The organism is Burkholderia mycopellens, assembly GCF_964265025.1.
Taxonomy (GTDB): domain Bacteria; phylum Pseudomonadota; class Gammaproteobacteria; order Burkholderiales; family Burkholderiaceae; genus Burkholderia.
This window is the reverse complement of sequence record NZ_OZ183802.1, coordinates 2205981-2228552: the sequence shown is the minus strand read 5'-3', so window position 1 is coordinate 2228552 and position 22572 is coordinate 2205981. Positions and strand designations below refer to the sequence as shown.

At 67.9% G+C, this 22572-nt stretch carries 18 protein-coding genes and 1 pseudogene; 12 read left to right on the top strand and 7 right to left on the bottom strand.

Annotated elements, in window-relative coordinates:
• Nucleotides 1-13 precede the first annotated feature (13 nt).
• The 5 genes and pseudogenes from ACPTTC_RS10245 (at nt 14) to ACPTTC_RS10225 (ending at nt 7035) form a co-directional block, all read left to right on the top strand.
• A complete protein-coding gene (locus tag ACPTTC_RS10245) occupies nt 14-3931 on the top strand; it encodes an amino acid adenylation domain-containing protein (RefSeq protein WP_423392401.1) in 3918 nt (1305 codons plus the stop codon).
• Nucleotides 3889-4023, top strand: a pseudogene (locus ACPTTC_RS10240) (hypothetical protein); the annotation flags it as partial. The gene ACPTTC_RS10245 and the pseudogene ACPTTC_RS10240, both read left to right, overlap by 43 nt.
• A gap of 85 nt (nt 4024-4108) precedes the next feature.
• The gene (locus tag ACPTTC_RS10235; protein ID WP_423392400.1) at nt 4109-4720 is read left to right on the top strand and encodes a 2,3-dihydro-2,3-dihydroxybenzoate dehydrogenase; all 612 of its coding nucleotides are present in this window, start codon (nt 4109-4111) and stop codon (nt 4718-4720) included.
• A 28-nt stretch (nt 4721-4748) separates the two neighbouring features.
• Nucleotides 4749-6335: an MFS transporter gene (locus ACPTTC_RS10230; protein ID WP_423392399.1), complete on the top strand. Its 1587-nt coding sequence runs from the start codon at nt 4749-4751 to the stop codon at nt 6333-6335.
• Between the two features lie 220 nt (nt 6336-6555).
• Nucleotides 6556-7035, top strand: a complete 480-nt coding sequence (locus ACPTTC_RS10225; RefSeq protein WP_423392398.1) for a DUF2501 domain-containing protein — start codon at nt 6556-6558, stop codon at nt 7033-7035.
• Between the two features lie 121 nt (nt 7036-7156).
• Here the strand turns inward: ACPTTC_RS10225 and ACPTTC_RS10220 are convergent, their stop codons facing one another.
• Nucleotides 7157-7522 (bottom strand): hypothetical protein, encoded by a 366-nt coding sequence (locus ACPTTC_RS10220; RefSeq protein ID WP_059234078.1) that lies wholly within the window; start codon nt 7520-7522, stop codon nt 7157-7159.
• A 311-nt stretch (nt 7523-7833) separates the two neighbouring features.
• Entirely contained in the window at nt 7834-8595 is a 762-nt protein-coding gene (locus ACPTTC_RS10215; RefSeq protein WP_423392397.1) for a hypothetical protein, read from the bottom strand.
• Between the two features lie 124 nt (nt 8596-8719).
• On the opposite strand from ACPTTC_RS10215, the gene ACPTTC_RS10210 reads away from it, so the two are divergent.
• The 3 genes from ACPTTC_RS10210 (at nt 8720) to ACPTTC_RS10200 (ending at nt 12177) form a co-directional block, all read left to right on the top strand.
• Nucleotides 8720-10156 (top strand): aldehyde dehydrogenase family protein, encoded by a 1437-nt coding sequence (locus tag ACPTTC_RS10210; RefSeq protein ID WP_423392396.1) that lies wholly within the window; start codon nt 8720-8722, stop codon nt 10154-10156.
• 123 nt (nt 10157-10279) lie between these two features.
• A complete protein-coding gene (locus ACPTTC_RS10205; RefSeq protein WP_175956181.1) occupies nt 10280-11470 on the top strand; it encodes an NAD(P)H-dependent flavin oxidoreductase in 1191 nt (396 codons plus the stop codon).
• A gap of 65 nt (nt 11471-11535) precedes the next feature.
• A complete protein-coding gene (locus ACPTTC_RS10200; RefSeq protein WP_175914602.1) occupies nt 11536-12177 on the top strand; it encodes an OmpW/AlkL family protein in 642 nt (213 codons plus the stop codon).
• Here ACPTTC_RS10200 and ACPTTC_RS10195 read toward each other — a convergent pair.
• The 4 genes from ACPTTC_RS10195 to ACPTTC_RS10180 form a co-directional block, all read right to left on the bottom strand.
• Nucleotides 12174-14723 (bottom strand): fimbria/pilus outer membrane usher protein, encoded by a 2550-nt coding sequence (locus ACPTTC_RS10195; RefSeq protein WP_423392395.1) that lies wholly within the window; start codon nt 14721-14723, stop codon nt 12174-12176. The genes ACPTTC_RS10200 and ACPTTC_RS10195 overlap by 4 nt on opposite strands.
• A 28-nt stretch (nt 14724-14751) precedes the next feature.
• The gene (locus ACPTTC_RS10190) at nt 14752-15489 is read right to left on the bottom strand and encodes a fimbria/pilus chaperone family protein (protein WP_423392394.1); all 738 of its coding nucleotides are present in this window, start codon (nt 15487-15489) and stop codon (nt 14752-14754) included.
• 111 nt (nt 15490-15600) lie between these two features.
• A complete protein-coding gene (locus ACPTTC_RS10185; protein ID WP_175956174.1) occupies nt 15601-16281 on the bottom strand; it encodes a DUF1120 domain-containing protein in 681 nt (226 codons plus the stop codon).
• A 598-nt stretch (nt 16282-16879) separates the two neighbouring features.
• Nucleotides 16880-17083: a DUF1289 domain-containing protein gene (locus ACPTTC_RS10180; protein WP_021159754.1), complete on the bottom strand. Its 204-nt coding sequence runs from the start codon at nt 17081-17083 to the stop codon at nt 16880-16882.
• A gap of 419 nt (nt 17084-17502) precedes the next feature.
• Between ACPTTC_RS10180 and ACPTTC_RS10175 the strand changes: the two genes are divergently transcribed.
• The 4 genes from ACPTTC_RS10175 (at nt 17503) to ACPTTC_RS10160 (ending at nt 21584) form a co-directional block, all read left to right on the top strand.
• On the top strand, nt 17503-18597 hold the full coding sequence (locus ACPTTC_RS10175; RefSeq protein WP_175956172.1) for a polyamine ABC transporter substrate-binding protein: 1095 nt from the start codon (nt 17503-17505) through the stop codon (nt 18595-18597).
• Nucleotides 18598-18682: 85 nt separating this feature from the next.
• Nucleotides 18683-19843, top strand: a complete 1161-nt coding sequence (locus tag ACPTTC_RS10170; protein ID WP_423392393.1) for an ABC transporter ATP-binding protein — start codon at nt 18683-18685, stop codon at nt 19841-19843.
• Entirely contained in the window at nt 19840-20766 is a 927-nt protein-coding gene (locus tag ACPTTC_RS10165; protein WP_423392392.1) for an ABC transporter permease subunit, read from the top strand. Before ACPTTC_RS10170 ends, ACPTTC_RS10165 begins: the two co-directional genes overlap by 4 nt.
• Nucleotides 20763-21584 carry an ABC transporter permease subunit gene (locus ACPTTC_RS10160; RefSeq protein WP_175971828.1) on the top strand — a complete coding sequence of 274 codons (822 nt, stop codon included), beginning with the start codon at nt 20763-20765 and terminating at the stop codon, nt 21582-21584. Before ACPTTC_RS10165 ends, ACPTTC_RS10160 begins: the two co-directional genes overlap by 4 nt.
• A gap of 178 nt (nt 21585-21762) precedes the next feature.
• On the opposite strand, the gene ACPTTC_RS10155 is transcribed toward ACPTTC_RS10160, so the two are convergent.
• Nucleotides 21763-22569, bottom strand: coding sequence for a sulfite exporter TauE/SafE family protein (locus ACPTTC_RS10155; RefSeq protein ID WP_423392391.1), 807 nt, complete (start codon nt 22567-22569; stop codon nt 21763-21765).
• Nucleotides 22570-22572 lie beyond the last annotated feature (3 nt).

Sequence of the window (22572 nt, the reverse complement as noted above, 5' to 3'; positions counted from 1 at the left end):
GATACCTTCATTCATGCAACTCGAAGAACGACCGATGCGCGCGACGTCCGCGCAATACGGAATCTGGGTCGCGCAGCAGGTCGATCCGGACGATCCGGGCTACCTGACGGCCGAAATCGTCGAACTCGACGGCGCACTCGACGCCGACGCGCTGACCGGGAGCGTCGAGGCGGTACTCGATCATGCCGACGCGCTGCACATGCGCTTCGCGTGGGCGGACGACCGGCTCTGGCAAATCCGCCGTGCGTCGAATACGCGTCTGCCGCTCGTGGACCTGTCGGCGCAAGCCGAGCCGGAGCAGGCGGCGCACCGCTGGATCAAGGCGTCGCTGGCGGTGTGCTGCGACGTGACGTCCGATCCGCTGTATCGCACCGCGCTGCTGAAGCTGTCGCCGACACGGCACTGGTGGTATCTGCAGGTTCATCACATCGCGCTCGACGGCTTCGGCTACGGGCTACTGCAGCAGGCCGTCGCCGCCCGCTACAGCGCATGCGTCGGCCATGCGCCGCCGCCGGCGTTGCCCGACTGGCGCGTGGATCGCGTCGTTGACGCCGAAGCGCGTTATCGCGAGGGCGGTGGCTTCGATACCGATCGCGCGTTCTGGCGCGAGCATCTGCGCGACGTTCCCGCGCCGCTCGTGCTCGCACCGAAACAGGACATCGCCGGCGACGCGCTGCGGGTCACGCGCGTCGTCGACGGCAGCCGGCTGGCTGCGCTCAGGCAAGCCGCCGAGCGCGCGGACGTCGACTGGAACGCGTGGCTGCTGTGCGCGACCGGAATCTGGCTGGCCCGGCAGGGCGGCCAGCGCGACCTGACGCTCGGGCTGCCGGTGATGAACCGTCTCGGCACGCCCGCGCTCGGCGTGCCGTGCATGGCAATGAACATCGTGCCGTTTCGCGTGCATGTCGACGCGGGCCATTCGCCGGGCGATCTCGCGCGCGCCTGTGCGGCGCAACTGCGCGCGATCCGGCCGCACCTGTATTACCGCTACGGCTGGATTCGCGGCGATCTGGGTCTGCTCGAGGGCAATGCTTTCCTGTTCAACCAGGCCGTCAACGTGATGCCGTTCGAGCGGCAGGTCGCGTTCCGCGGGCTGGCGAGCGATACGCGCGCGGTGAGCGGCGGGCCGGTGAGGGACCTGAACGTGACGCTTGCCGTGCGCGGCGGCGCATGGCATTTGACGCTCGAGGCGAATCCGGACGCGTACGACGCCGCCACGCTGGCGGGCTACGCACAGGCCTTCCTGCACTGGCTCGACACGTTCGCCGCCTGCGCGGAGAACGAACCGGTCGCGCGTCTGCTGGACGACATACCGGCGCCGTCGATCGTGCGCGGCCCGCCGCTGCCCGGGCCGCACGACGACGTACTCGCGCTGATCGAGCGCGCCGCCGGCACGACGCATGCAAGCACGGCGATCGAAGCAGGGGATCGTCGCGTCGACTATCGGACCTTGCTCGCCGATACCGACACGCTGGAGGCCGAGCTTGCACGGCGCGGTGTGACGCGTGAGACACGCGTGGCGATCGCGGCGCCGCGCGCGCCGGACGTGATCGCGGCGATGCTGGCCGTGCTGAAGCTCGGCGCCGTCGTCGTGCCGCTCGATCCGGACGGGCCGCCGCAACGGACGGCCGCGATGCTGGCGGACGCGGCGCCCGCGCTCGTGATGACGCGCGGCGCGCATCGTGCATGCGCGGGTGCGTATCCGGTGCTCGATCTCGATGCGGCGCGCGTGCCGGCGATGCGCCCCGCATCGATACCGGACGAACCGGTACCGGACTCGCTGCCTGCGTATCTGTTGTACACGTCGGGGTCGACCGGCCGCCCGAACGGTGTGCTGATCGGGCGCGGCGCGCTCGCGCAGTTCGTCGCGAGCACGCGCGGGTTGTATCGCATCGGGCCTGACGACCGCGTGCTGCAGTTCGCGCCGCTGCATTTCGACGCGAGTTTCGAGGAGATCTTCGCGACGCTCTGCCACGGCGCGACGCTCGTGCTGCGGGACGACGCGATGCTCGATTCGGTCGAGACGTTCACGGCCGAAGTGGAGCGGCGCGGGATTACCGTGCTCGATCTGCCGACCGCGTACTGGCACGTGCTCGCGCATGCGCTCGACGCTCGTCATGCGCGTCGGCTCAAGCGCGTGCGCCTGACGATCATCGGCGGCGAGGCTGCATTGCCGGAGCGAATCCGGCGCTGGCGCGCGCACCTGCCGCATCAGGCGCTGCTCAACACCTACGGGCCGACCGAGGCGACGATCATTGCGACCGCGGCGTGCGTCGGCGGCCCGGATGCGATCTGGCGGGACGGCGAGCCGGTGCCGATCGGCACGCCGCGCGCGGGTGTCGACGTGTGCATCGTCGACGAGCGCGGATACCCGGTTGCCGAGGGGCGCACGGGTGAACTGGTGCTGAGCGGCGGCGGTCTGGCGCTTGCGTATGCCGGCAATCCCGCGCTGACGTCGGAGCGGTTCGTGACCTTGCCGCGCGGCGGCCGGCGGGCGTACCGTACCGGCGATCTCGCGACGCTGCGTGACGGCCGGCTGTATTTCGACGGCCGGATCGATCACGAAGTGAAGATCAGCGGCGTGCGCATCGACCCGCGCGAGATCGAGGACGCGCTGCTGCGCGTGCCGGACGTGCGCGAGGCGGCGGTGGTCGCATCGCGCAGCGGGGCGGGTACCGTGACGCTCGCGGCGTTCGTCGCCGGGCCGGCCGAAGCCGCCGCGTTGCGTACGCAACTCGCGCAGCGCCTGCCTGCCGCCGCGATTCCGGATCGTTGCCATGTGCTCGAGCGGCTGCCGCGCAACGCGAACGGCAAGATCGATCGCCAGGCGCTGCAGCGGTTCGATGCGCGGCGCGATGACGCGGCCGACGATCCGCGCACCGGCGCGCTCGAGCGGCAGGTGATGGCCGTGTGGCGCAACGTACTCGGCGACGTCGCGCTCACGCCGGACGCCAACTTCTTCGACATCGGCGGCAAGTCGCTGCAGGCGATGCAGGCGAGCGCAAGGCTCGCGACGGAGCTCGGGCGGGACGTGCCCGTATCGATGCTGTTCCGGCATCCGACCATCGCGGCGCTGACTGCCGCATTGCGCACGCCGCTGCCGTATCGGCCGCGCACCGAACGCCATGCGTTCGCCCCGCACCTGGCGATCCAGACGGCCGCGGGGGATGCCCCGCGGCTCGTCTGCATTCATCCGGCCGACGGTCTCGCGTGGAGCTACCTGCGTCTCGCGGCCTACCTGCCCGACGCGACGGTCGACGGACTGCAGCTCTGCGTCGACGATACGCGCGGCGCGGCCGATTTCGACGCACTCGTCGAGACCTATGTGCGACGCGTACGGGCGCTTCAACCGGATGGCCCGTATCACCTGCTCGGATGGTCGCTCGGCGGCGCGCTCGCGTATGGCGTCGCAGCCGCGCTGGCGAGCGACGGCTGCACGGTCGGCACGGTCGCGTTGATGGACAGCTATCCGTCGTCGGCATGGGCGGCGCAGCCGCAGCCGGTACGCGGCGACGCACTGCGGATCCTGCTGACGGTCAATGGCGACTTCGATACGGCGGCGCTGTCCGACGCGGCACTGCGGCAGCGCCTGCTGCGCGCGGGCAGCCCGTTCGCGACGCTCGGCGGCGCGGGCCTCGACGCATTCGTCGAGGCCACGCTGCGGCAGATGCGGCAGTTCCGGGCGGCATCGACACCACGCTACGACGGCGAAGTGCTGCTCTTCAACGCGACCCGCAAGCGACGCGGCACGCCGTCGCCCGAGAGCTGGGACGCGCACCGGCCTCCCGCGTCGACGATCTGCGTGGCGCTCGACTGCTCGCACGACGGGATGTCGGATCCTGAACCGATGGCGGCGATCGGCGCCGTCCTGACCGAACGGCTCGCGTCATGCGCGGGCCCGGCGCTTCAAGCACGGAATTCGAATCGATGAACAGTAAAACGAACCTGACTTTTCCGGCCGGCGTGGCCATCGTGACCGGTGCGGCGCGAGGGATCGGCGCCGCGGTTGCGCGTGCGCTCGCCGAACTCGGCGTCGACGTGGCCGCGTTCGATGCGGACGGCGACGCACTGGCGCGCCGTGGCCGACCGCCGGCCGGCGCCCGGGCGCATGCACGCATTCGAGGTCGACGTCGCCGACGCGCATGCCGTGCGCACGGCGGTCGAGCGAGTGGAAGCGTCCGTCGGTCCGATCGGGATGCTTGCGAACGTCGCCGGTGTGTTGCGGCTGGCGAGCACGACGTCGCTGACGGACGACGACTGGGCGCATTGCTTCGGGGTGAACGCGCACGGCGTGTTCCACCTGTCGCGGGCAGTCGCGCCGCACATGATCGCGCGGCGGGCGGGCAGCATCGTGACCGTCGGCTCGAACGCGGCGCTCGTGCCGCGCACGCAGATGGCCGCGTATGCGGCATCGAAGGCGGCCGCTCACCAGTTCACCCGTTGTCTCGGGCTCGAGCTGGCCGGCCACGGCATTCGCTGCAACATCGTCGCACCGGGCTCGACCGATACGCCGATGCAGCGCCAGCTATGGACGGGCCCCGAAGGGCCGGCGGGCGTCATCGGCGGGTCGCTCGGCACCTATCGAACCGGTATTCCGCTCGGCCGCATCGCGGCTCCCGACGATATTGCCGAAGCCGTGCTGTTCCTGCTGTCCGACGCGTCGCGCCACGTCACGCTGCACACGCTGTGCGTGGACGGCGGCGCGACACTGGGCGTGTGAGGCGCGATCGGTTGCCAGGGCACAAGCGATGAAACACCTGACCGTACTGACCGGGCAGGGCGCGGCGGACGCTTTCGCGCAGCCGCGCCAGGACGAGCGGCTGCGCGTCGGCGTGCGCCTGCCGTCTCCCGACACCCTGCGCCGCGACGTGCCGGCGTCGTTCGCCGCGCTGGCGACCGTCGACGCGGGACGCTCACAGTCGCGCGCGATTCTCGAGCGGCGCGCTGTGCGACGGCTGCTCGGTGACCGATCCGTGCATCGGCTGGGAGGCGACCGAGGACGCGCTGCTGCATGCGTGCAGCCGGCTGCGCGAGCGGGCGCGCCGACGTGGCCGGCATACGCCGCTTTTCCCCATTTCTTCATCATCAACGCAACCATGTCTACCACTTCTGCTGACACCCTGAATACGCCGGCCGGTGCCGGCGCGTCTTTCCTGCCGCTGCTGCTCGCGAATTTCTCGATGGTCGCGGGGACCTATGCATTCGTCACGGTCGCGGGCCCGATGGCGCGCCGCATGCATCTCGCGCCGCTGCACATCGGCGCGATCATCGGCATCGTCGGTCTCGTGTGGATGCTGGCCGCACCGCGCTGGGCGCGGGTTGCGGACCTGCGCGGACGGCTGCCGGCGATGCGTGCCGCGATCGGCGGCTTCGTCGCGAGTTCGCTGCTGCTGACGGGTTACGTCGGCTGGGCGCTGCGCAACGGCGGTACGGCCGTTCCGGCTGTCTGGACCGGCTTCGTCGCGCTGCTTGTGACGCGAGCGGCGATGGGCGGCTGCTATGCGGGGCTGTCGGTTGCCGCGACCGCATGGATTGCAGACCGGACCGCCGTCGAGGGGCGGGCGGGGGCGATTGCCAGGTTCGGCGCCGCGGGTGCCGTCGGGATGGTCGTCGCGCCGCCGCTGGCCGGCTGGATCGCCGGATACGACATGACGCTCGCGCTGGCGGTGTTTGCGCTGTTGCCGCTGGCCGGGCTGGCCGGATTGCGCGGCCAGCGCGAAGGGCGCGAATACGCGGTGCGGCAGGCGCCGCCGCGACTGAAACCGACCGAGCCGCGCCTGCGCTTGCCCTGGTTCAGTGCGCTGGCGCTTTATAGCGCGGTGATGATCGCGAACAGCGCACTCGGGTTTTACGTGATCGATCGGCTGGGCGTGAGCGCGCAGGCCGCGTCGCTCACGACGGGTTATGCGCTCGGCAGTGCGGGCCTCGGCCTGATTGCGATGCAGGCGCTGGTCGGGCGTTTGCGGGTGGTCGCCCCGGTGCAGTGGCTGCGATGGGGCGCACTCGTCGCCGGCGCCGGATTCGCGTCGGTCCTGGTGGCCGGAGCCACGCAGCCGCTGCTGCTGTGTGCAAGCTATCTCGTGGCGGCATGCGGGATGGGGGCGGCGTTTCCCGCTGCAGCGGCGCTGGCGAGCGCGCGCGTGGCGGCCCACGAGCAGGCCGCCTGTGCGGGGGCGATGTCGATGGCCCAGGGGCTCAGCATGGTGATCGGACCGCTCGCCGGCGCGATGCTGTACGAGTTGCATCCGGCCCTGCCGTTCGTGTCGATCGGCGTGATCCTGGCAGGCGTTTCCGCTGCCGCGTCGTGGCGCGGGTCGCGCGCGGCGCACGCGTAGCGCTGCATGCGCCGGTGCCGTGCGACACGCGTCGGCTGTCGGCTCATGGCACGAGCGACGGCCGGCGGCACCGGCTCGTTACGTCAAGCTTTGTCAAATTGTCGAAAAAACGGCCGGCCGGGCATATCCGGCGGCCCCGCGGGGCTCTCAGGTGCGGGTTGATTGAGTATCCTTGAATGCGATTCGCGGTACTCATGCAGTCACAACCGGGAGGCTTCACATGAATGCACGTCTATACCGCGCGACCGTTGCCGGCGCGCTGATCGGGTTGCTCGCGCCGTTTTCGGTGGCGCACGCGCAGCTTGGCGATGTCCTGAAGCAGGTCGGCGGCGGTGGCGATTCAGGCGGCAGCGCGGGCGGTGCGCTCGGCAATCTCGGCGGGCTCGGCGGTGCCCTGACGGGCGGGGGTGGTTCATCGCTGATGCCGGGCAGCACCGGCAACGTCGCGGGCATCCTGCAGTTCTGCATCCAGAACAACTATCTCGGCGGGGCGTCCGGCGGCGCGTCGTCGGTGAAGGACGCGCTGATGGGCAAGCTCGGCGGCAACGCGTCGTCCGACAGCGGGTATACCAGCGGCGCAAGCGGGATCCTCGATGCCGGCAACGGCGGCAAGCTCGACCTGAGCGGCGGTGGGCTGAAGCAGCAGGTCACCAAGCAGATCTGCGACAAGGTGCTGACGCAGGCGAAGTCGCTGTTGTAAGCGTCTCGGCGCGTGGCGGTGCGGTGCGAGGTGTACCGCGCCAGTCGGTGATCGCGACTGCCACGCGCACATCGAAGAACGGACGGGCGGCCGCGCGATGCCGCGGCCCGCACGCATGGACTCAATCGGCCAGCCGCTTGTCGGCGAGCGCCTTGCAGCAGTCTTCGTACACCCATTGCACGAGTTTCGCCCGATAGTCGAGATCGTCGGTATCGACGATTTCCTCGACCGCGTCGCGCGCCCACGACGCATCGACGAACCCGGCGTGCCGCTTCGCGATGTCCTGCGCGAGCGCCGCGAGCTTGGCAACGGCCAGCCAGTCGGCCTGGCGGTGATGGCGGTCGAGCCAGCGGTGCGCAGCCTGGACCTGGAACGTGGCGTCCGGCCACGATTCGTTGAGGTAAAACGCGCCGAGATTGCCGCAGGTGAGCCAGCAAAGCAGTTCCAGGCGGTCTTGCGAGCCGAGGGTATGGGGTGCGTCGGACATGGCAGCGCTCACGAAATTCGTCGATTCCGGGCGGCGCCGGTTGGTTGCAATGGGCCGGTGCCGATAATAAAAACATAGCACGATGCGGGCCCGGCCGCGCACCCGGGCGGATGCTGACATGGCGGCGACGAAACGGACGCTGCGCCGGCGTGGACGGCCGACGGCAGAATGAGGGGGAGCGGGAACGGAAAGCGCGCGAACGCATGAGGAACCGCGCGGGAAGAAGCGGCCCGGAACCGGCCGCTTGCGCCGCGACGCGGGCCGGTTGCCGACCCGCCGCAGCCCGGCGCGCGGGCTGCGGATGCGCGGGATCAGGCCGTCGTGTGCGTGGCGCGCGCGATCGAGCGGATGCTGCGCTCGACGCGGATCAGGATGATCAGCACCGCGAGCGACACGAACGAATACAGCGCGACGAGCGCGGCGACGCCCGCGTAGCGCGCGGTCTGGCCATTCTCGGCGGCCGTTTCTTCCGCGGCCTTCTTCTCGTTGTCGATCGCGGTCCGGCGTGCATCGTAGCGCTCGGAGAAGTCGCGCATGACCGCCGACACGACGCCGGTGTACGCCTGCTCGCGCGCATATTCGTCGCCGTGCCCGGAGACCTTCTTCTTGACGCTGGCCGCGACGTCCGCGCGCGACAGCACCTTGTCGAGATACGCGATCTGCTGCTCGTAGTACGCGACGTCCGGATGGTCGTCGTCGCCGAGCACGCGCTGGAACGACGGCTCGTACGCGTCGCGATCGACCGCGTAGTCCGGCGACAGGGCCGCCCGGCCGTGCTTCTGCACGATGCCCGACAGGCGCGTCGACAGGCGCAGCGCGGGCGACGCGTTGTCGTCCTTGGCTGCCGCGCCGTCGGCGGCCGGCGTGGCCTTGGCGGGTGCGTCGTTCTCCCACGCGAACGACGCTGGATCGACCTGGATGGCCGAATCGACCTTCGGCGGTTTCGAGAGGCGTGCATCGAGTGCGATCGCGCCGAAAATGACCCCGCCGATCAGGACCGCGGTCGCGAACAACAGCACGATCACGCGCAGTACCTGAAGATAGCCGCCCTCGATTTTGGTCAGGATGCTCAAGGCATTCTCCTTTCTTATGATGAATGAGGCGCCGAGGCTAAAGACCTTTCCAATGGCTGTCAATCGTCACACCGGTGGACTGAAACGCTCGCTAGAATGTCGGCTTTCCTGGAGGCGGAAAGCGATGAAAATCTACGACCAGTTCTATATCGACGGCGCGTGGCGCAAACCGGCCGGCACCGGCACGATCGACGTGATCGACTCGGGCACCGAAGCCGTGATCGGCCGGATTCCGGAAGGCGTCGCGTCCGACGCGCAGGACGCGATCCGCGCGGCGCGCGCAGCCTTCGACGCGTGGGCGGCCACGCCCGCCGCGACGCGCGCGGGCTACCTGCGCAAGATCGTCGAGCATCTGCAGGCGCGCAGCGAGGAGCTCGCGCAGTCGATCACCGGCGAAGTCGGGATGCCGATCAAGCTGTCGCGTGCGATCCAGGTCGGCGGCCCGATCTACAACTGGAAGGCGTACGCGAAGCTTGCGGAGTCGTTCGAGTTCGAGGCACAGGTCGGCAACTCGCTCGTCGTGCGCGAGCCGGTCGGCGTCGTCGCGGCGATCACGCCGTGGAACTACCCGCTCAACCAGGTGACGCTGAAGGTCGCGCCGGCGCTCGCAGCCGGCTGCACGGTCGTCCTGAAGCCGTCCGAAGTGGCGCCGCTCAACGCGTTCATGCTCGCCGAAGCGATTCACGAAGCCGGGCTGCCGGCCGGCGTGTTCAACCTCGTGTGCGGCTATGGCCCGGTGGTCGGGGAGGTGCTGGCCACCGACCCGGACGTCGACATGGTGTCGTTCACCGGCTCGACGCGCGCCGGCAAGCGCGTGGCCGAGCTGGCGGCCGCGGGCGTCAAGCGCGTCGCGCTCGAGCTGGGCGGCAAGTCGGCGTCGGTGATCCTCGACGATGCCGATTTCGCGACGGCGGTGAAGGGCACGGTCAACGCGTGCTACCTGAACGCGGGGCAGACCTGCTCGGCGCACACGCGGATGCTGGTGCCGCAAGCGCGCTACGAAGAGGCGCGCGAGCTCGCGAAGGCGGCGGCAGAAACCTACGTCGCCGGCGATCCGCGGCAGGACGCGACGCGCCTTGGGGCGCTTGCGTCGGCCGTCCAGCAGCAGCGTGTGCAGGACTACATCCAGCGCGGGATCGACGAAGGCGCGGAACTCGTGACGGGCGGCACGGGCATGCCGGAAGGGCTCGCGAAGGGTTTCTTCGTGAAGCCGACCGTGTTCGGCCGGGTCGACCCGAAATCGACGATCGCGCAGGAAGAAATCTTCGGGCCGGTGCTGTCGATCATCACGTATCGCGATGAAGACGAGGCCGTGCGAATCGCGAACGATTCGCCGTACGGGCTCGGCGGCGCGGTATGGGCCGGCAGCGACGAACGCGCGATGGGCATCGCGCGCCGCATCCGCACCGGGCAGGTCGACATCAACGGCGGCACATGGAACATGGCCGCGCCGTTCGGCGGCTACAAGCAGTCGGGGCACGGCCGCGAGAACGGCGTGTACGGGCTCGAGGAATATCTCGAGTACAAGTCGATGCAGCTCAAGCCCGCGAAGCCGGCCTGAGCGTTTCTCACGGCCCGAACCGGAAACGGCACGCTCGCGTGCCGTTTTTTTATTGACGGGCGTCAAGGTGCGCGTCGGTGGATCGTCGATCATCGCGGTTCCGATGTTCCGATGAGGTTTCAGATGACCGTACGCACTTCCTTTCCGCCGCTGACGATTCGCGGCCGCACCTTGCTGCCCGTCGTGCAGGGCGGCATGGGCGTCGGTATCTCCGCGCACCGGCTGGCGGGCAGCGTCGCGCGCGAAGGCGCGGTCGGCACGATCGCGAGCATCGACCTGCGTCACCATCATGCGGACCTGCTCGCGCGTTGCCGCGCGCAACCCGATCGCGCGACGCTCGAGGCCGCGAACCTCGAGGCGCTCGCACGCGAGATCCGCCTCGCGAAGACCTACAGCGAAGGGCGCGGGATGATCGCGGTCAACGTGATGAAGGCCGTGAGCGCGCATGCGGACTACGTGCGGGTGGCGTGCGACGAAGGGGCGGACGCGATCGTGATGGGTGCGGGCCTGCCGCTCGACCTGCCCGACCTCACGCAAGGACACGACATCGCGCTGATCCCGATCCTGTCGGACAGCCGCGGGATCGCGCTCGTGCTGAAGAAGTGGATGAAGAAGGGGCGCTTGCCCGACGCGATCGTGATCGAGCATCCGGCGCATGCGGGCGGCCATCTCGGCGTCACGCAGATCGACGACATGCACGACCTTCGATTCGATTTCGCGCGCGTGCTCGACGAAACCGCTCAGGTGATGGCATCGCTCGGGCTCGCGCGCGAAACGATCCCGTTGATCGTTGCGGGCGGGATCAACAGTCACGACGCGGTGCGCGCGGCGCTCGAGGCCGGCGCGAACGGCGTGCAGGTCGGGACACCGTTCGCGGTGACGGAAGAAGGCGATGCGCATCCGCACTTCAAGCGTGTGCTGGCCGACGCGACGCCCGACGACATCGTCGAATTCGTCAGCGTGACGGGGTTGCCGGCACGTGCGGTGAAGACGCCGTGGCTCGATCGTTACCTGCGCAACGAGGCGCGCATCCGCACCAAGCTCGGCGCGCTGAAGCAGCGTTGCCCGACCGCGCTCGAATGCCTGAGCGTATGCGGCTTGCGCGACGGCATCGAGAAGTTCGGCCATTTCTGCATCGACACGCGGCTTGCGGCTGCATTGCGCGGCGACGTCGCGAACGGGCTGTTCTTCCGTGGCCGCGAAGCGTTGCCGTTCGGCCGTGCGATCCGAAGCGTGCGCGATTTGCTCGATCTGCTGCTGACGGGCCATGCGACCGAGCCTGCGGCAAACCGTCCCACGTTTACGCTGGCTTGACGGATATCAACATGACGAAAAGACCCTGCAGGGAGAATGGAAACCATTCTTTGGGGGTCCGTACCATGCATAAAACGATTCGAACTTGTGTTACCGCTGCCGCCGTTGCGGCCGCTTTCGCCGCGATGCCTTCGCTGTCGCACGCGGCCTCTCCCGGCGACGGCATCAACCAGGGCGACGTCCTGGTCCGGCTGCGTGCGATCAGCATCCAGCCGAACGAACGCGCGAGCGATACGCTGGGCGCGCTGAACGTCGGCGTGAACAACGCGATCGTGCCCGAGCTCGACTTCACGTACATGATCCGCGACTACCTCGGCGTCGAACTGATCCTCGGCACGTCGAGGCACCAGCTGACGTCGAGCCTCGGCAATCTCGGCGGCGTGGGCGTGCTGCCGCCGACGCTGCTGCTGCAGTACCACTTCAACCACGCCGGCAAGGTGCGTCCGTACGTCGGCGCGGGGGTGAACTACACGTACTTCTACAACAACGGGCTCAACGTCGGCGGGGAGGGCGTGTCGATCAACAAGAGCAGCTTCGGCCCGGCGCTGCAGTTCGGCGTGGACGTGCAGTTGACGAAGAAGGTGTTCATGAACGTCGACGTGAAGAAGATCTGGATGAGCACCGATGCGACGCTCGGCGACAAGGGCATCGGCACGCTGCACATCGATCCGCTGATCGTCGGCGTGGGCGTCGGGATGAAGTTCTAGGCGCGTTCGGAAAAGAACAGAGTTGGGGTTGGCGGCATGGCGGTCGGCATGCCGCTCTTTTTTTGCGCGGCTTGCGCGACGGACGCGGGCAACGATTCGCAGCGCGCGTCGGCACGCTCGTAATAGCGCGTCGTCGCAGGCGGCGTGGCCGGCAGCGCAATCGCCAGGCGGCAGGACGTGCCGTTCGGCAACGCGACCCGCAGCGGCGTGGTCAGTTGGGCGCCCGTGAGCAGCAACCTGCCTTCGCTTCCGGTGACGGTTACGAACCGGTCGTCGTCGTCGACGACGGTCGACAGCACCGGCAGCGGCGCGCCGTTCGCCAGCGTGACAGTCAGCAGCACGCGCCGCGTGTGCTCGACGGCAAATTCGACGTGGCTGACGGAGCCGCGGCCGGCTTCGACGGTCTGTATGCCGTTCTTCAGGTCCAGATTGCGCGGCAGGCTTTTCGTGTTGATCCGGACGAGTGTTCGCGCGTACGCGGGCAGCGACGCGATGACGGCGCGGCCGTGGCGATCGGTCCAGACCGGGCCCGACGGCGTGACGAGTTCGATGCCGGCGCGATCGCCGACGCGGGCGAGTGCGAGCGTGTCGCGGATCTCGTACGGCGACAGCATGCCGACGCCACCGAGCAGCGCGACCGCACCGCGCAGATTGACACCGAGTGTGGCGCGCTCGGCGCCGTAGAGGCCCGCGTTGACGATCGCGCGCACATGCTTCGGCGTGGCGCTGACCGTCGCGCGGATCGACGGCGACCGGGTCGCGGTGTCGTAGTCGGCCGCGACGCTGTAACTGCCGGTCCGGCCGAACGTGTCGGAATAGCGGGCGCCCGAACGCACCGAGCCGCCGGTGACGTTCGCAAAGGCGCTGACGCTGCGCGTGCCGATCGGCACGGTCGCGCTCACATAAACCTGGACGCCGGCGCCGCCGCGGGTGCCGAACGTCCGGCTCACGTTCAGTGCGAGCGAGCCCGCCCCGAACGGGCGGGTCCATGCGCCGGCGATGCGCTGCATCGCGGGACCGTCGAATACCGCGACCCGCGTGTAGTCGAACGACAGCATGCCGAGCGTGCGATCGCGCCAACCGAGTGCCGCCGCGAACTGGGTACGCGCCGGCGGCGTGAAGGCATCGATCGATCGCACCGAATCGGTCAGTTCGCGGTATCCGGACGTGCGCCGGACGAACGACACATCGGCGCGCAATGGCGTGTCGCCGTTGCTCGCCAGCGCGATACGCGTCTGGGCGCCTTGGCGACCGGCGGCGCGGGTGAGGTCGACGCCGACGGCCGCGGCGACGCCGGCAAGTGGTGCGAATTCGACGCTCGCGGCGCCCGCCTGCAACGGCGACGACATGAGGATGCCGGCGTTGAGCCGTGCGTGTTGCCGGATCTGCCAGCCGTACGTGGCGGTCGCGAGCCACGGCGCTTGTGCGTAGCCGTCGTTCTGCAGGCGGCCCACCGCGATCGCCAGCCCTTGCGCGGCGCCGAGCCCGGCCCCTGGCAGCGACGAACCCGGCACCACGAAATGCTGCACGTCGCCCGTGGCCTCGACGACGGTCACGTCGAGATCCGCGCTGCCGCTGACAAGCGGCAGGTCGCTCAGCGTGAACGGCCCCGGCGGCAGCTGCGACGCATGGATCAGTACGCCGAGCTGGCGCACCTCGACGCGCGCCTGCGTGCGTGCGATCCCGGTCACGCGTGCGGCCGCGCCGGGCGTGACGGCGAGCGCTTCGTCCGGAAACATCTGCACACCGAACGTCCGGCCAATCGCGAACAGCGTCGAGCGCGGGACGATCTGCCCGGCCTGCAGCGTCGTGCCGTGCGAGGCGAACGTGCGCTGTGCGTAGGCTGCCTGATGATCGATGCCGGCATGGCCGTCGACGACCGTGGCGATCTGGCTGCTGCGCACGATCCAGTCCGCCGCGTTGAAACCGGCTTCGGTCGTGGCTTGCCAGTATTGCGACGTGCCGGCCGGATTGCGCGTCGTCGTCGCGAGCAGGTCGTAGTTGACGAGCCCGGCGAAGCCGCCGTGCTCGAACATATCGGGCGTGCGGCGGCCCGTGTCGAGTGCGTCGGCCGGCACGACGAGGTCGACGGCGCCGTCGGCCGGGCGCAGCGCGACGATCGCCTGCGGATAGGCGCGCCGGTAGTCGTAGCATGGCGGCGTGTCGTCGCTGGCGCTCCGCGCGGTCGCCGTGATCGCCGCAGTCGCATCCCGGAGCGCGTCGGGCACCACGAGGCCGGCCGCGCGCAGCAGGCCGGGCGTCGCGCACAGGTTGCCGTTGTCGTCGAATCGCGCATCGGCGCCGCCGGCTCGCCTGCCGTTGACCGTCAGCCGAACGGAAGCCGTGCCGGGCGTGAAGCGCGGCGCGTGCGCGAAATAGCGGCTCGCCGTGGCGTCGATCCCGTGCTCGCGCAGCGCGCCGTTGTCGAACTCGACCGTCTCGGGCGCGGTGCGGTCTGGGCTGGCGGCGGTGCACGGCATGCAGCTCGCAACGGCGGACAGCGCGAGCGCGACGAGGCCGCGCAGGCCATGAATGGCGCCTGACATGGCAGATCCGGAATCGAAGACGCGGTGCTTACCGTTGCGTGGCCGTATCGCCCGTGGCGGGGACAAGCGCTGCGTCGTAGTGCTCGACCGAGTAGCCGTAGACGGTGGCGGGGAAGAGGCGCACGCGCTCGGGCGTCGTGGCCTCGCGGGCCAGCGCAGTCCGGAGGGTCTGTCCGGCCAGCACGTAGGGTGCCGGCAGCGACACGATCTGCCGCGACGGCAGCAACTGCACTTTCTGTTCGAGGCGCACCACATAGCGGCTGTCGTTGCGCACAATTAGCCTGCCGTCCTCGATCGACCACTTCAGCAGTTCCCATGGCCTGTCGTTGCGCGCGAGGTCTTGCGGCTGGATCAGCACCGGCAGGTTCTGGCGAATGATCGTCTGGATCTCGTTTTTGCCCTGGCGTTTCGGCGGAATGCCGGAGAACGAGACGCGGGCGAGGCGCTGCGTGGCGAGCGGCTCGTTGCCGGCGAGAACGAACCGGACGAGCTGCACCGCACCGGCTTCGACGCGCGCGATTGGGGGCGTCACGATGACGAGCTCGGCCTTGTCCTCGGGAATGGGCTCGACCGTCGTATGCAGGAGTGTCGGGTGGTTGTCGGTGTTCCTGACCGAGATCGTTCCTTCGCCGTCGGCTTCGTCGACGATCACGACGGATGTCTCGGGCACGACGCCCATTGCGTGTGCGACGCTCGAACCGATCAGGCAACCGAGGAGCGGGGCGAGCAACGACGCCCGCAGGGTATGGCGTGCAGGGAATTTCATGGCGGTGGCTGGCTTGGCGGTAATGCGGCGCACCGCCGCTTCGGCGAAGCGGCGGTGCAGTCGACGCCTGTCAGGCAATCGACGCGATCGGAGAAAAGACGCGTACCGGAATTACAGGTACACGAGCGACACGGTGGCGAGGCCGTCGAGATTGATTTCCTGGCTCAGGTCGAGATTCGACGTCTTTTCGATGGCGGCCTGCACGTCGAGCGTGCCGGTGAAGACCTTCGCCGCGACCGGGACAGTCTGGCCTTTCTTCGCCCACGACTCGTAGCCGCCGGTGTTGTCGACGACCCCGTTGGACCCCATCCAGGTGGCGCCACTGGTATTCGAATAAATCGAATCGACCGCCGCGCCATCCGCCTGGAACGTGTTCGTTCTGAAACGGAATGCAAAAGCGCCGATATTCTTGCCGCCGGCCGAGCCGAGGCCGAATTGCGAGGAAACCGGACTGGACGAGCCGAAGAAATTGATATTGCCGGTAAATGCGCCGGTGCCGGCGCGATTATCCCGCGCGGTCAATGCGACGCGGGCGGCGGCGTCACAGGTGATCGTGATCGAATCCGACAAGACCGGGAGCAGCGTGGGCGCGGTCGGACTGAGTTGAGCCGAGCCGATCAGTCCGTAATCGAACGTTCCGCCGCCGGCGAGCGTCGGCGTGCAGGCGCCCGGCTTGATCTTCCCGGTGACCTTGACGTCGAACGAGTCGGCGAACGCCGATGCGCTCCCCAGGGCCAGCAGACCTGCCATCATGAGGTGCGACGCTTGCTTCGGCATTTTAACGAATTTCATCTGAGCGGTTTCCTTTAACTAGCCGTAATTCCGAAGGTAATTCGGTGATCCGGTTTTTCGATTGGTGGAAGATAAATAGCTCGCCTTAATTTCCGGGGAGCGGATGGAATTTATCAATTCGATTTGCGAATTGAAATCGTACTTGTACAGATTTTTGTGGCTATTTACGTGGAATTGATGGCATTTAATCGGGGGAATAATCCGATTTATTGACGGGGGCTGGTGTTTTGATCGTTACGAATGTCAGATGTAATATTTTTCAGCTTCGATAAGGATCGAGCGGATTGGATTCAATCTGAGCGGACAATATCGAAAAAAACAGGAGGCGCGACCCCGGTATACCGGTTGGCAATGGACGATCGTGACGAAGGACGCACGGCGTCATTGCGCTGATGGCGCATGTCGGCAGCGGGAAGTCGGAACGTAAAACGGAGTGGCGTCGCGTCGATCGAGACGGAGCGGGTGCGGTGGCGAAGGGGGAGGCGAGTGTGGCTGAGGTGGGGCTGGGTCGGGTCAGGGCCGCCGGCGGCCGGCCCGTGATCGGGCCCGCTGCGCCCGGACGGGCGCATCGCGTCGGCATGCGCCGACGCGGGACGGTTTACAGCTTGTCGTACTGGAAGCGCATCGCGGTGCCTTCGCGCTGGATGCGCTCCCACACCGCGCGCTTTTCGTCGTCGCTCAGGAACACCCAGTTCGACACTTCGGCGGCCGTGCGGCCGCAGCCCTTGCAGACTTCGTCGAAGAGGGTCGAGCACACGCCGATGCAGGGGCTGTCGGGCAGGTCGTGGAGATTGGAGGCCATCGGAAGGGGGCACGCAGTTGAATCGTCAGCCGCCATTTTAATGCATCGCGGCCGGACGGTCGGACGGGGGCGGCCAGCATGCCGCACTGGTGCCGTGACTCGATGGTACGGCCGGGTTCGGGCACAGCCGCCAGCCGGTTCGCGGCCGGCCGGCGCGCGCGGTTTCGCCGCCGCCCGTTTTTCCCGGTGGACAGCCGCCGATTACCCGATAGAATTCCCCGGGAACACCCCGCCGCACGGGCGGCCAGCCGGCCGGCGGCGGGAATTTGTTCCGTTTGCGCGACACCGGCATGATTTTTTTGTGACGGCGCGCGAATGATGGTAGTTTTCGGGGTTTTCGAGGGGCGGCGCGCCAGAATGCGCCGCCATGACGAGGCAGACGGCAGCCGGACACACGGTCCGGCCGGAGGGAGAACGGGATGAAAGCAAAGGTAGTGGGCCGGTTCGCGGCGCTCGCGCTGTGCGTGGGTGCATCGGCGGCAGCGGCGAAGGATACGCAGCTCAATGTCTATAACTGGTCGGACTACATTGCGAAGGACACGATCCCGAACTTCGAGAAGCAGACGGGCGTCAAGGTCCGCTACGACAACTACGACAGCGACGACACGCTGCAGGCGAAGCTGCTGACGGGCAGCTCGGGCTACGACATCGTCGTGCCGACCAGCAACTATGCGGGCAAGCAGATCGCCGCCGGCATCTTCGCGCCGCTCGACAAGTCGAAGCTGCCGAACCTCAAGTACCTCGACCCGCAATTGATGGCGCTCGTCGCCGGCGCGGATCCGGGCAACAAGTATTCGGTGCCCTGGGCATACGGCACGACCGGTCTCGCGTACAACCTGACCAAGGCGCAGCAGGCGCTCGGCAAGGTGCCGCTCGACAACTGGGACATCCTGTTCAAGCCGGAAAACCTGTCGAAGCTGAAGACCTGCGGCGTGTCGGTGCTCGACGCGCCCGACCAGATGTTCGCGGCGGCGCTGCACTACATCGGCAAGGATCCGATGAGCACGAACCCGGCCGACTACAAGGCCGCGATGGACGTGCTGAAGAAGATCCGCCCGTACATCACGCAATTCAACTCGTCGGGCTACATCAACGACCTGGTCGGCGGCGACATCTGCTTCGCGTTCGGCTGGTCGGGCGACGTCGTGATCGCGAAGCATCGCGCGATCGAGGCGAAGAAGCCGTACAAGATCGAGTACTACATTCCGAAGGGCGGCGCGCCGGTCTGGTTCGACGTGATGGCGATTCCGAAGGACGCGAAGAACAAGGAAGCGGCCCTCGAGTGGATCAACTACATCGAGGACCCGAAGGTCCACGCGGCGATCACGAACGCGGTGTACTACCCGAGCGCCAACGCCGAGGCACGCAAGTACGTGCGGCCCGACGTCGCGAACGACCCGGCCGTCTATCCGCCGGCCGACGTCGTGAAGACGCTGTTCCTGCTCAAGCCGCTGCCGCCGGAAATCCAGCGTCTGCAGACGCGTCTGTGGACCGAGCTGAAGTCGGGCCGCTGATACGCACCGATGTTCCCAGCAGTCATGAAGCCCCTGGTGTCCCCGGGGGCTTTGTTCGTTCAACGCAGGAGAGAAGCAGCACATCATGAATAGCCAGTCGGGTGCGCCGGTCGTGGGCGCACCGTCCTCCGTTTCCTCCTCCCGCGCCGATGCGCGCGCCGAGAACTTTGTCCAGATCGTCGACGTCGTCAAGAAATTCGGCGACACCGAAGCCGTGCGCAGCGTCAACCTGACCGTGCGCCAGGGCGAGCTGTTCGCGCTGCTCGGCAGCTCGGGCTGCGGCAAGTCGACGTTGCTGCGGATGCTCGCGGGCCTCGAGACGGTCACGTCGGGCAAGATCCTGATCGACGGCGAGGACCTCGCGCAGATGCCGCCGTACAAGCGGCCCGTGAACATGATGTTCCAGTCGTATGCGCTGTTCCCGCACATGTCGGTCGAGTCGAACGTCGCGTTCGGTCTCAAGCAGGAAGGCACGCCGAAGGCCGAGCTGAAGGAGCGCGTCGCTTCGGCGCTCGAACTCGTGCAGATGAGCAAGTACGCGAAGCGCAAGCCGCATCAGCTGTCCGGCGGCCAGCAGCAGCGCGTCGCGCTCGCGCGCTCGCTGGTCAAGCGGCCGAAGCTGCTGCTGCTCGACGAGCCGATGTCCGCGCTCGACAAGCAGATCCGTCAGCGCACGCAGATCGAGCTCGTCAACATCCTGAACAAGGTCGGCGTCACCTGCATCATGGTCACGCACGACCAGGAAGAGGCGATGACGATGGCCAATCGCCTCGCGGTGATGAGCGAAGGGCAGATCGTGCAGATCGGCTCGCCGAACGAAGTGTACGAATATCCGAACAGCCGCTTCTCGGCCGAATTCATCGGCTCGACGAACCTGTTCGACGGCGTGACCGTCGAGGACGAACCCGACCACGTGTATATCGAGTCGCCGGAGCTGCCGAGCCGGCTGTACGTGAGCCACGGGATTTCGGGCCCGCTCGGGATGCCGGTCACGGTGTCGGTGCGCCCCGAACGGATCGCGCTGACGCGCAAGCCGCCCGAAGGCGCGTTCAACTGGGCCCGCGGCCGGATCAGCAACGTCGCGTACATGGGCGGCTATTCGCTGTATCACGTGAAGCTCGAAGCGGGCAAGACGGTGATCGCGAACGTGTCGAGCCTCGCGATTTCGGAGCTCGACACGCCGGCGCTCGGCGACGAGATCTACGTGCGCTGGAGCGCGACTGCCGGCGTGGTGCTGACGTCATGAGCGCGTTCAAGTCCCTGCTCGAGTGGCCGGTGCGGCGCTTCAACCTGACGGGCGCCACGGCGGTCGTCGCGGGGCCGTTCACGTGGCTCGTGCTGTTCTTTCTCGTGCCGTTCGTGCTGGTCGTCAAGATCAGTTTCGCGGAGCTGCAGCTCGGCATCCCGCCGTACACGGAGCTTGCGTCGTACACCGACGGCGTCGTGCACGTCGCGCTGAACCTGTCGCACTACGCGTTCCTGTTTACCGACAGCCTGTATTTCGCGACCTACGTGAACTCGGTGTGGGTGGCCGCCGTGACGACGCTGCTGTGTCTGCTGATCGGCTATCCGATGGCGTACTACATCGCGCGCTCGAACCCGGCGACCCGCAACCTGCTGATGATGGGCGTGATGCTGCCGTTCTGGACGTCGTTCCTGATCCGCGTGTACGCGTGGATCGGCATCCTGAAGAACAACGGGCTGCTGAACAACTTCCTGATGTGGATCGGCCTCACGCACACGCCGATCGAGCTGTATCGCACCAACTATGCGGTGTACATCGGGATGGTCTATTCGTACCTGCCGTTCCTCGTGATGCCGCTCTACGCGCACCTCGTGAAGATGGACCTGCGCCTGCTCGAAGCCGCGTACGACCTGGGCGCCAAACCCTGGAAGGCGTTCGTGCAGATCACGCTGCCGCTGTCGAAGAACGGGATCATCGCGGGCTGCCTGCTCGTGTTCATCCCGGCGGTGGGCGAGTACGTGATTCCCGAGCTGCTCGGCGGCGCGAACACGCTGATGATCGGCCGCGTGATGTGGAATGAGTTCTTCAACAACGCAGACTGGCCGATGGCGTCGGCGGTGACCTGCGCGATGGTGCTGCTGCTGCTCGTGCCGATGGCGATGTTCCAGCACTTCCAGGCGAAGGAGCAGGAGGCCCGTCGATGAAGCCGAATCGTTACCTGCAGTTCGCGGCGCTGTTTGCCGGCTTCGCGTTCCTGTACATCCCGATCATCAGCCTGATCGTCTATTCGTTCAACGAGTCGAAGCTCGTCACCGTGTGGTCGGGTTTCTCGTTCAAGTGGTACTCGGCGCTCGTCGAGGACGACGAGTTGCTGACGGCTGCGTGGCTGTCGCTGAAGATCGGCGTGCTGACCGCGTTCGCGTCGGTGTTCATCGGCACGTGGGCCGGCTTCGTGCTCGCGCGGATGGGGCGCTTTCGCGGCTTCGCGCTGTTCAGCGGGATGATCAACGCGCCGCTCGTGATTCCCGAGGTGATCCAGGGGATCTCGCTGCTGCTGCTGTTCATCGAGCTGGCGAAGTGGATCGGGTGGCCGGCCGAGCGCGGCATCTTCACGATCTGGCTCGGCCACGTGATGCTGTGCATCTCGTACGTCGCGATCATCGTGCAGTCGCGCGTGCGCGAGCTGAATCCGTCGCTGGAAGAAGCCGCGCTCGATCTTGGCGCGACGCCGCTGAAGGTGTTCTTCACGATCACGCTGCCGCTGATCTCGCAGGCGCTGATCGCGGGCTGGCTGCTGTCGTTCACGCTGTCGATCGACGACCTCGTGCTGTCGGCGTTCCTGTCGGGCCCCGGTTCGACGACGCTGCCGCTCGTCGTGTTCTCGCGCGTGCGCCTCGGGCTGAACCCGGAAATGAACGCGCTCGCGACGCTGTTCATCGTCGCGGTGACGGCCGGCGTCGTGATCGCGAACTTCGTGATGCTGCGGCAGGAGCGCAAGCGGATGGCGGGGTTCGCGACCTGACGTTCAGGTCGTGATCGCCATGGAAAACGCCCGGTGCCGACGATGAGTCGGGCCGGGCGTTTTGTTTGGGTGGCGTTGCGTGTGGATCGGCCCCGGTCAGGATGCGATTGCGACGGACGAGGGGCGCCAGCGCCACGGCATGGCATGGCTTCGATTACCGTGCCCGGCCGTGGCCGCTTCATGCGCGGAACGCCGCCTTCGCCAGCAGCCCGAGCGCGACGCACACGAGCACGACCGCGAACCCGGCCTGCACGTGCCGGGCGGCGAGGTGGCGTGACGCGCCGCGGCCGGCGGCCATGCCGAGCGCGGTCGCGACGGTGAACCACAACGTCACGTCGAGCGGTGCGCGCGTGCCCGACACGAGCGTGGCGAACACGCCGCCGGTGCCGACGAGCGCGATCACCATCAGCGACGTCGCGACCACGCCGTGCATCGACACGTTCGTGAACTTGCGCAACATCGGCACGATCACGAAGCCGCCGCCCACGCCGAGCAGCCCCGTCATCAGGCCGGTCATCGCACCGGTCGACGCAAGCGCGACGCCGACCGGCCAGGACCAGACGAGCCGGCCCGTATCGGGATTCACGCGGCCGACGCACAGCGGCGACGCTTCCGCGTCGACCGGCGCGTGCCGCAGCGACTGCAACAACAGGCGGCCGGCGACGACCAGCATCGTCAGCGCGAACAGCGCGAGCAGCAGGCGTTGCGGCAGCACATGCGCGAGCCGCACGCCGAGCGTGGTCAGCGGCACGCCGGCCACAGCCATCAGCAGCGCCGCGCGGTAGCGCACGAGCCCACGGCGGAAACCTTCGAGCGCGCCGAGCGCGGCGCTGCCGGCCACCGCGACGAGCGCGACGGGCGTGGCCTGCTGCATCGGCCAGCTCATCCCGACGACGAGCGCGGGCACCGCGAGGATGCCGCCGCCGGCGCCGGTCAGGCCGAGCACGGCGCCGACGAAACCGCCGAGTACGAGGGAAATCAGCATGAC

Bases quoted from the DNA above. Each gene is read 5' to 3' on its own strand.
- ACPTTC_RS10245 (WP_423392401.1), top strand. From the start codon at position 14: ATGCAACTCGAAGAACGACCGATGCGCGCGACGTCCGCGCAATACGGA.
- ACPTTC_RS10235 (WP_423392400.1), top strand. From the start codon at position 4,109: ATGCACGCATTCGAGGTCGACGTCGCCGACGCGCATGCCGTGCGCACG.
- ACPTTC_RS10230 (WP_423392399.1), top strand. From the start codon at position 4,749: ATGAAACACCTGACCGTACTGACCGGGCAGGGCGCGGCGGACGCTTTC.
- ACPTTC_RS10225 (WP_423392398.1), top strand. From the start codon at position 6,556: ATGAATGCACGTCTATACCGCGCGACCGTTGCCGGCGCGCTGATCGGG.
- ACPTTC_RS10220 (WP_059234078.1), bottom strand. From the start codon at position 7,522: ATGTCCGACGCACCCCATACCCTCGGCTCGCAAGACCGCCTGGAACTG.
- ACPTTC_RS10210 (WP_423392396.1), top strand. From the start codon at position 8,720: ATGAAAATCTACGACCAGTTCTATATCGACGGCGCGTGGCGCAAACCG.
- ACPTTC_RS10205 (WP_175956181.1), top strand. From the start codon at position 10,280: ATGACCGTACGCACTTCCTTTCCGCCGCTGACGATTCGCGGCCGCACC.
- ACPTTC_RS10200 (WP_175914602.1), top strand. From the start codon at position 11,536: ATGCATAAAACGATTCGAACTTGTGTTACCGCTGCCGCCGTTGCGGCC.
- ACPTTC_RS10195 (WP_423392395.1), bottom strand. From the start codon at position 14,723: ATGTCAGGCGCCATTCATGGCCTGCGCGGCCTCGTCGCGCTCGCGCTG.
- ACPTTC_RS10190 (WP_423392394.1), bottom strand. From the start codon at position 15,489: ATGAAATTCCCTGCACGCCATACCCTGCGGGCGTCGTTGCTCGCCCCG.
- ACPTTC_RS10185 (WP_175956174.1), bottom strand. From the start codon at position 16,281: ATGAAATTCGTTAAAATGCCGAAGCAAGCGTCGCACCTCATGATGGCA.
- ACPTTC_RS10180 (WP_021159754.1), bottom strand. From the start codon at position 17,083: ATGGCCTCCAATCTCCACGACCTGCCCGACAGCCCCTGCATCGGCGTG.
- ACPTTC_RS10175 (WP_175956172.1), top strand. From the start codon at position 17,503: ATGAAAGCAAAGGTAGTGGGCCGGTTCGCGGCGCTCGCGCTGTGCGTG.
- ACPTTC_RS10170 (WP_423392393.1), top strand. From the start codon at position 18,683: ATGAATAGCCAGTCGGGTGCGCCGGTCGTGGGCGCACCGTCCTCCGTT.
- ACPTTC_RS10165 (WP_423392392.1), top strand. From the start codon at position 19,840: ATGAGCGCGTTCAAGTCCCTGCTCGAGTGGCCGGTGCGGCGCTTCAAC.
- ACPTTC_RS10160 (WP_175971828.1), top strand. From the start codon at position 20,763: ATGAAGCCGAATCGTTACCTGCAGTTCGCGGCGCTGTTTGCCGGCTTC.
- ACPTTC_RS10155 (WP_423392391.1), bottom strand. From the start codon at position 22,569: ATGCTGATTTCCCTCGTACTCGGCGGTTTCGTCGGCGCCGTGCTCGGC.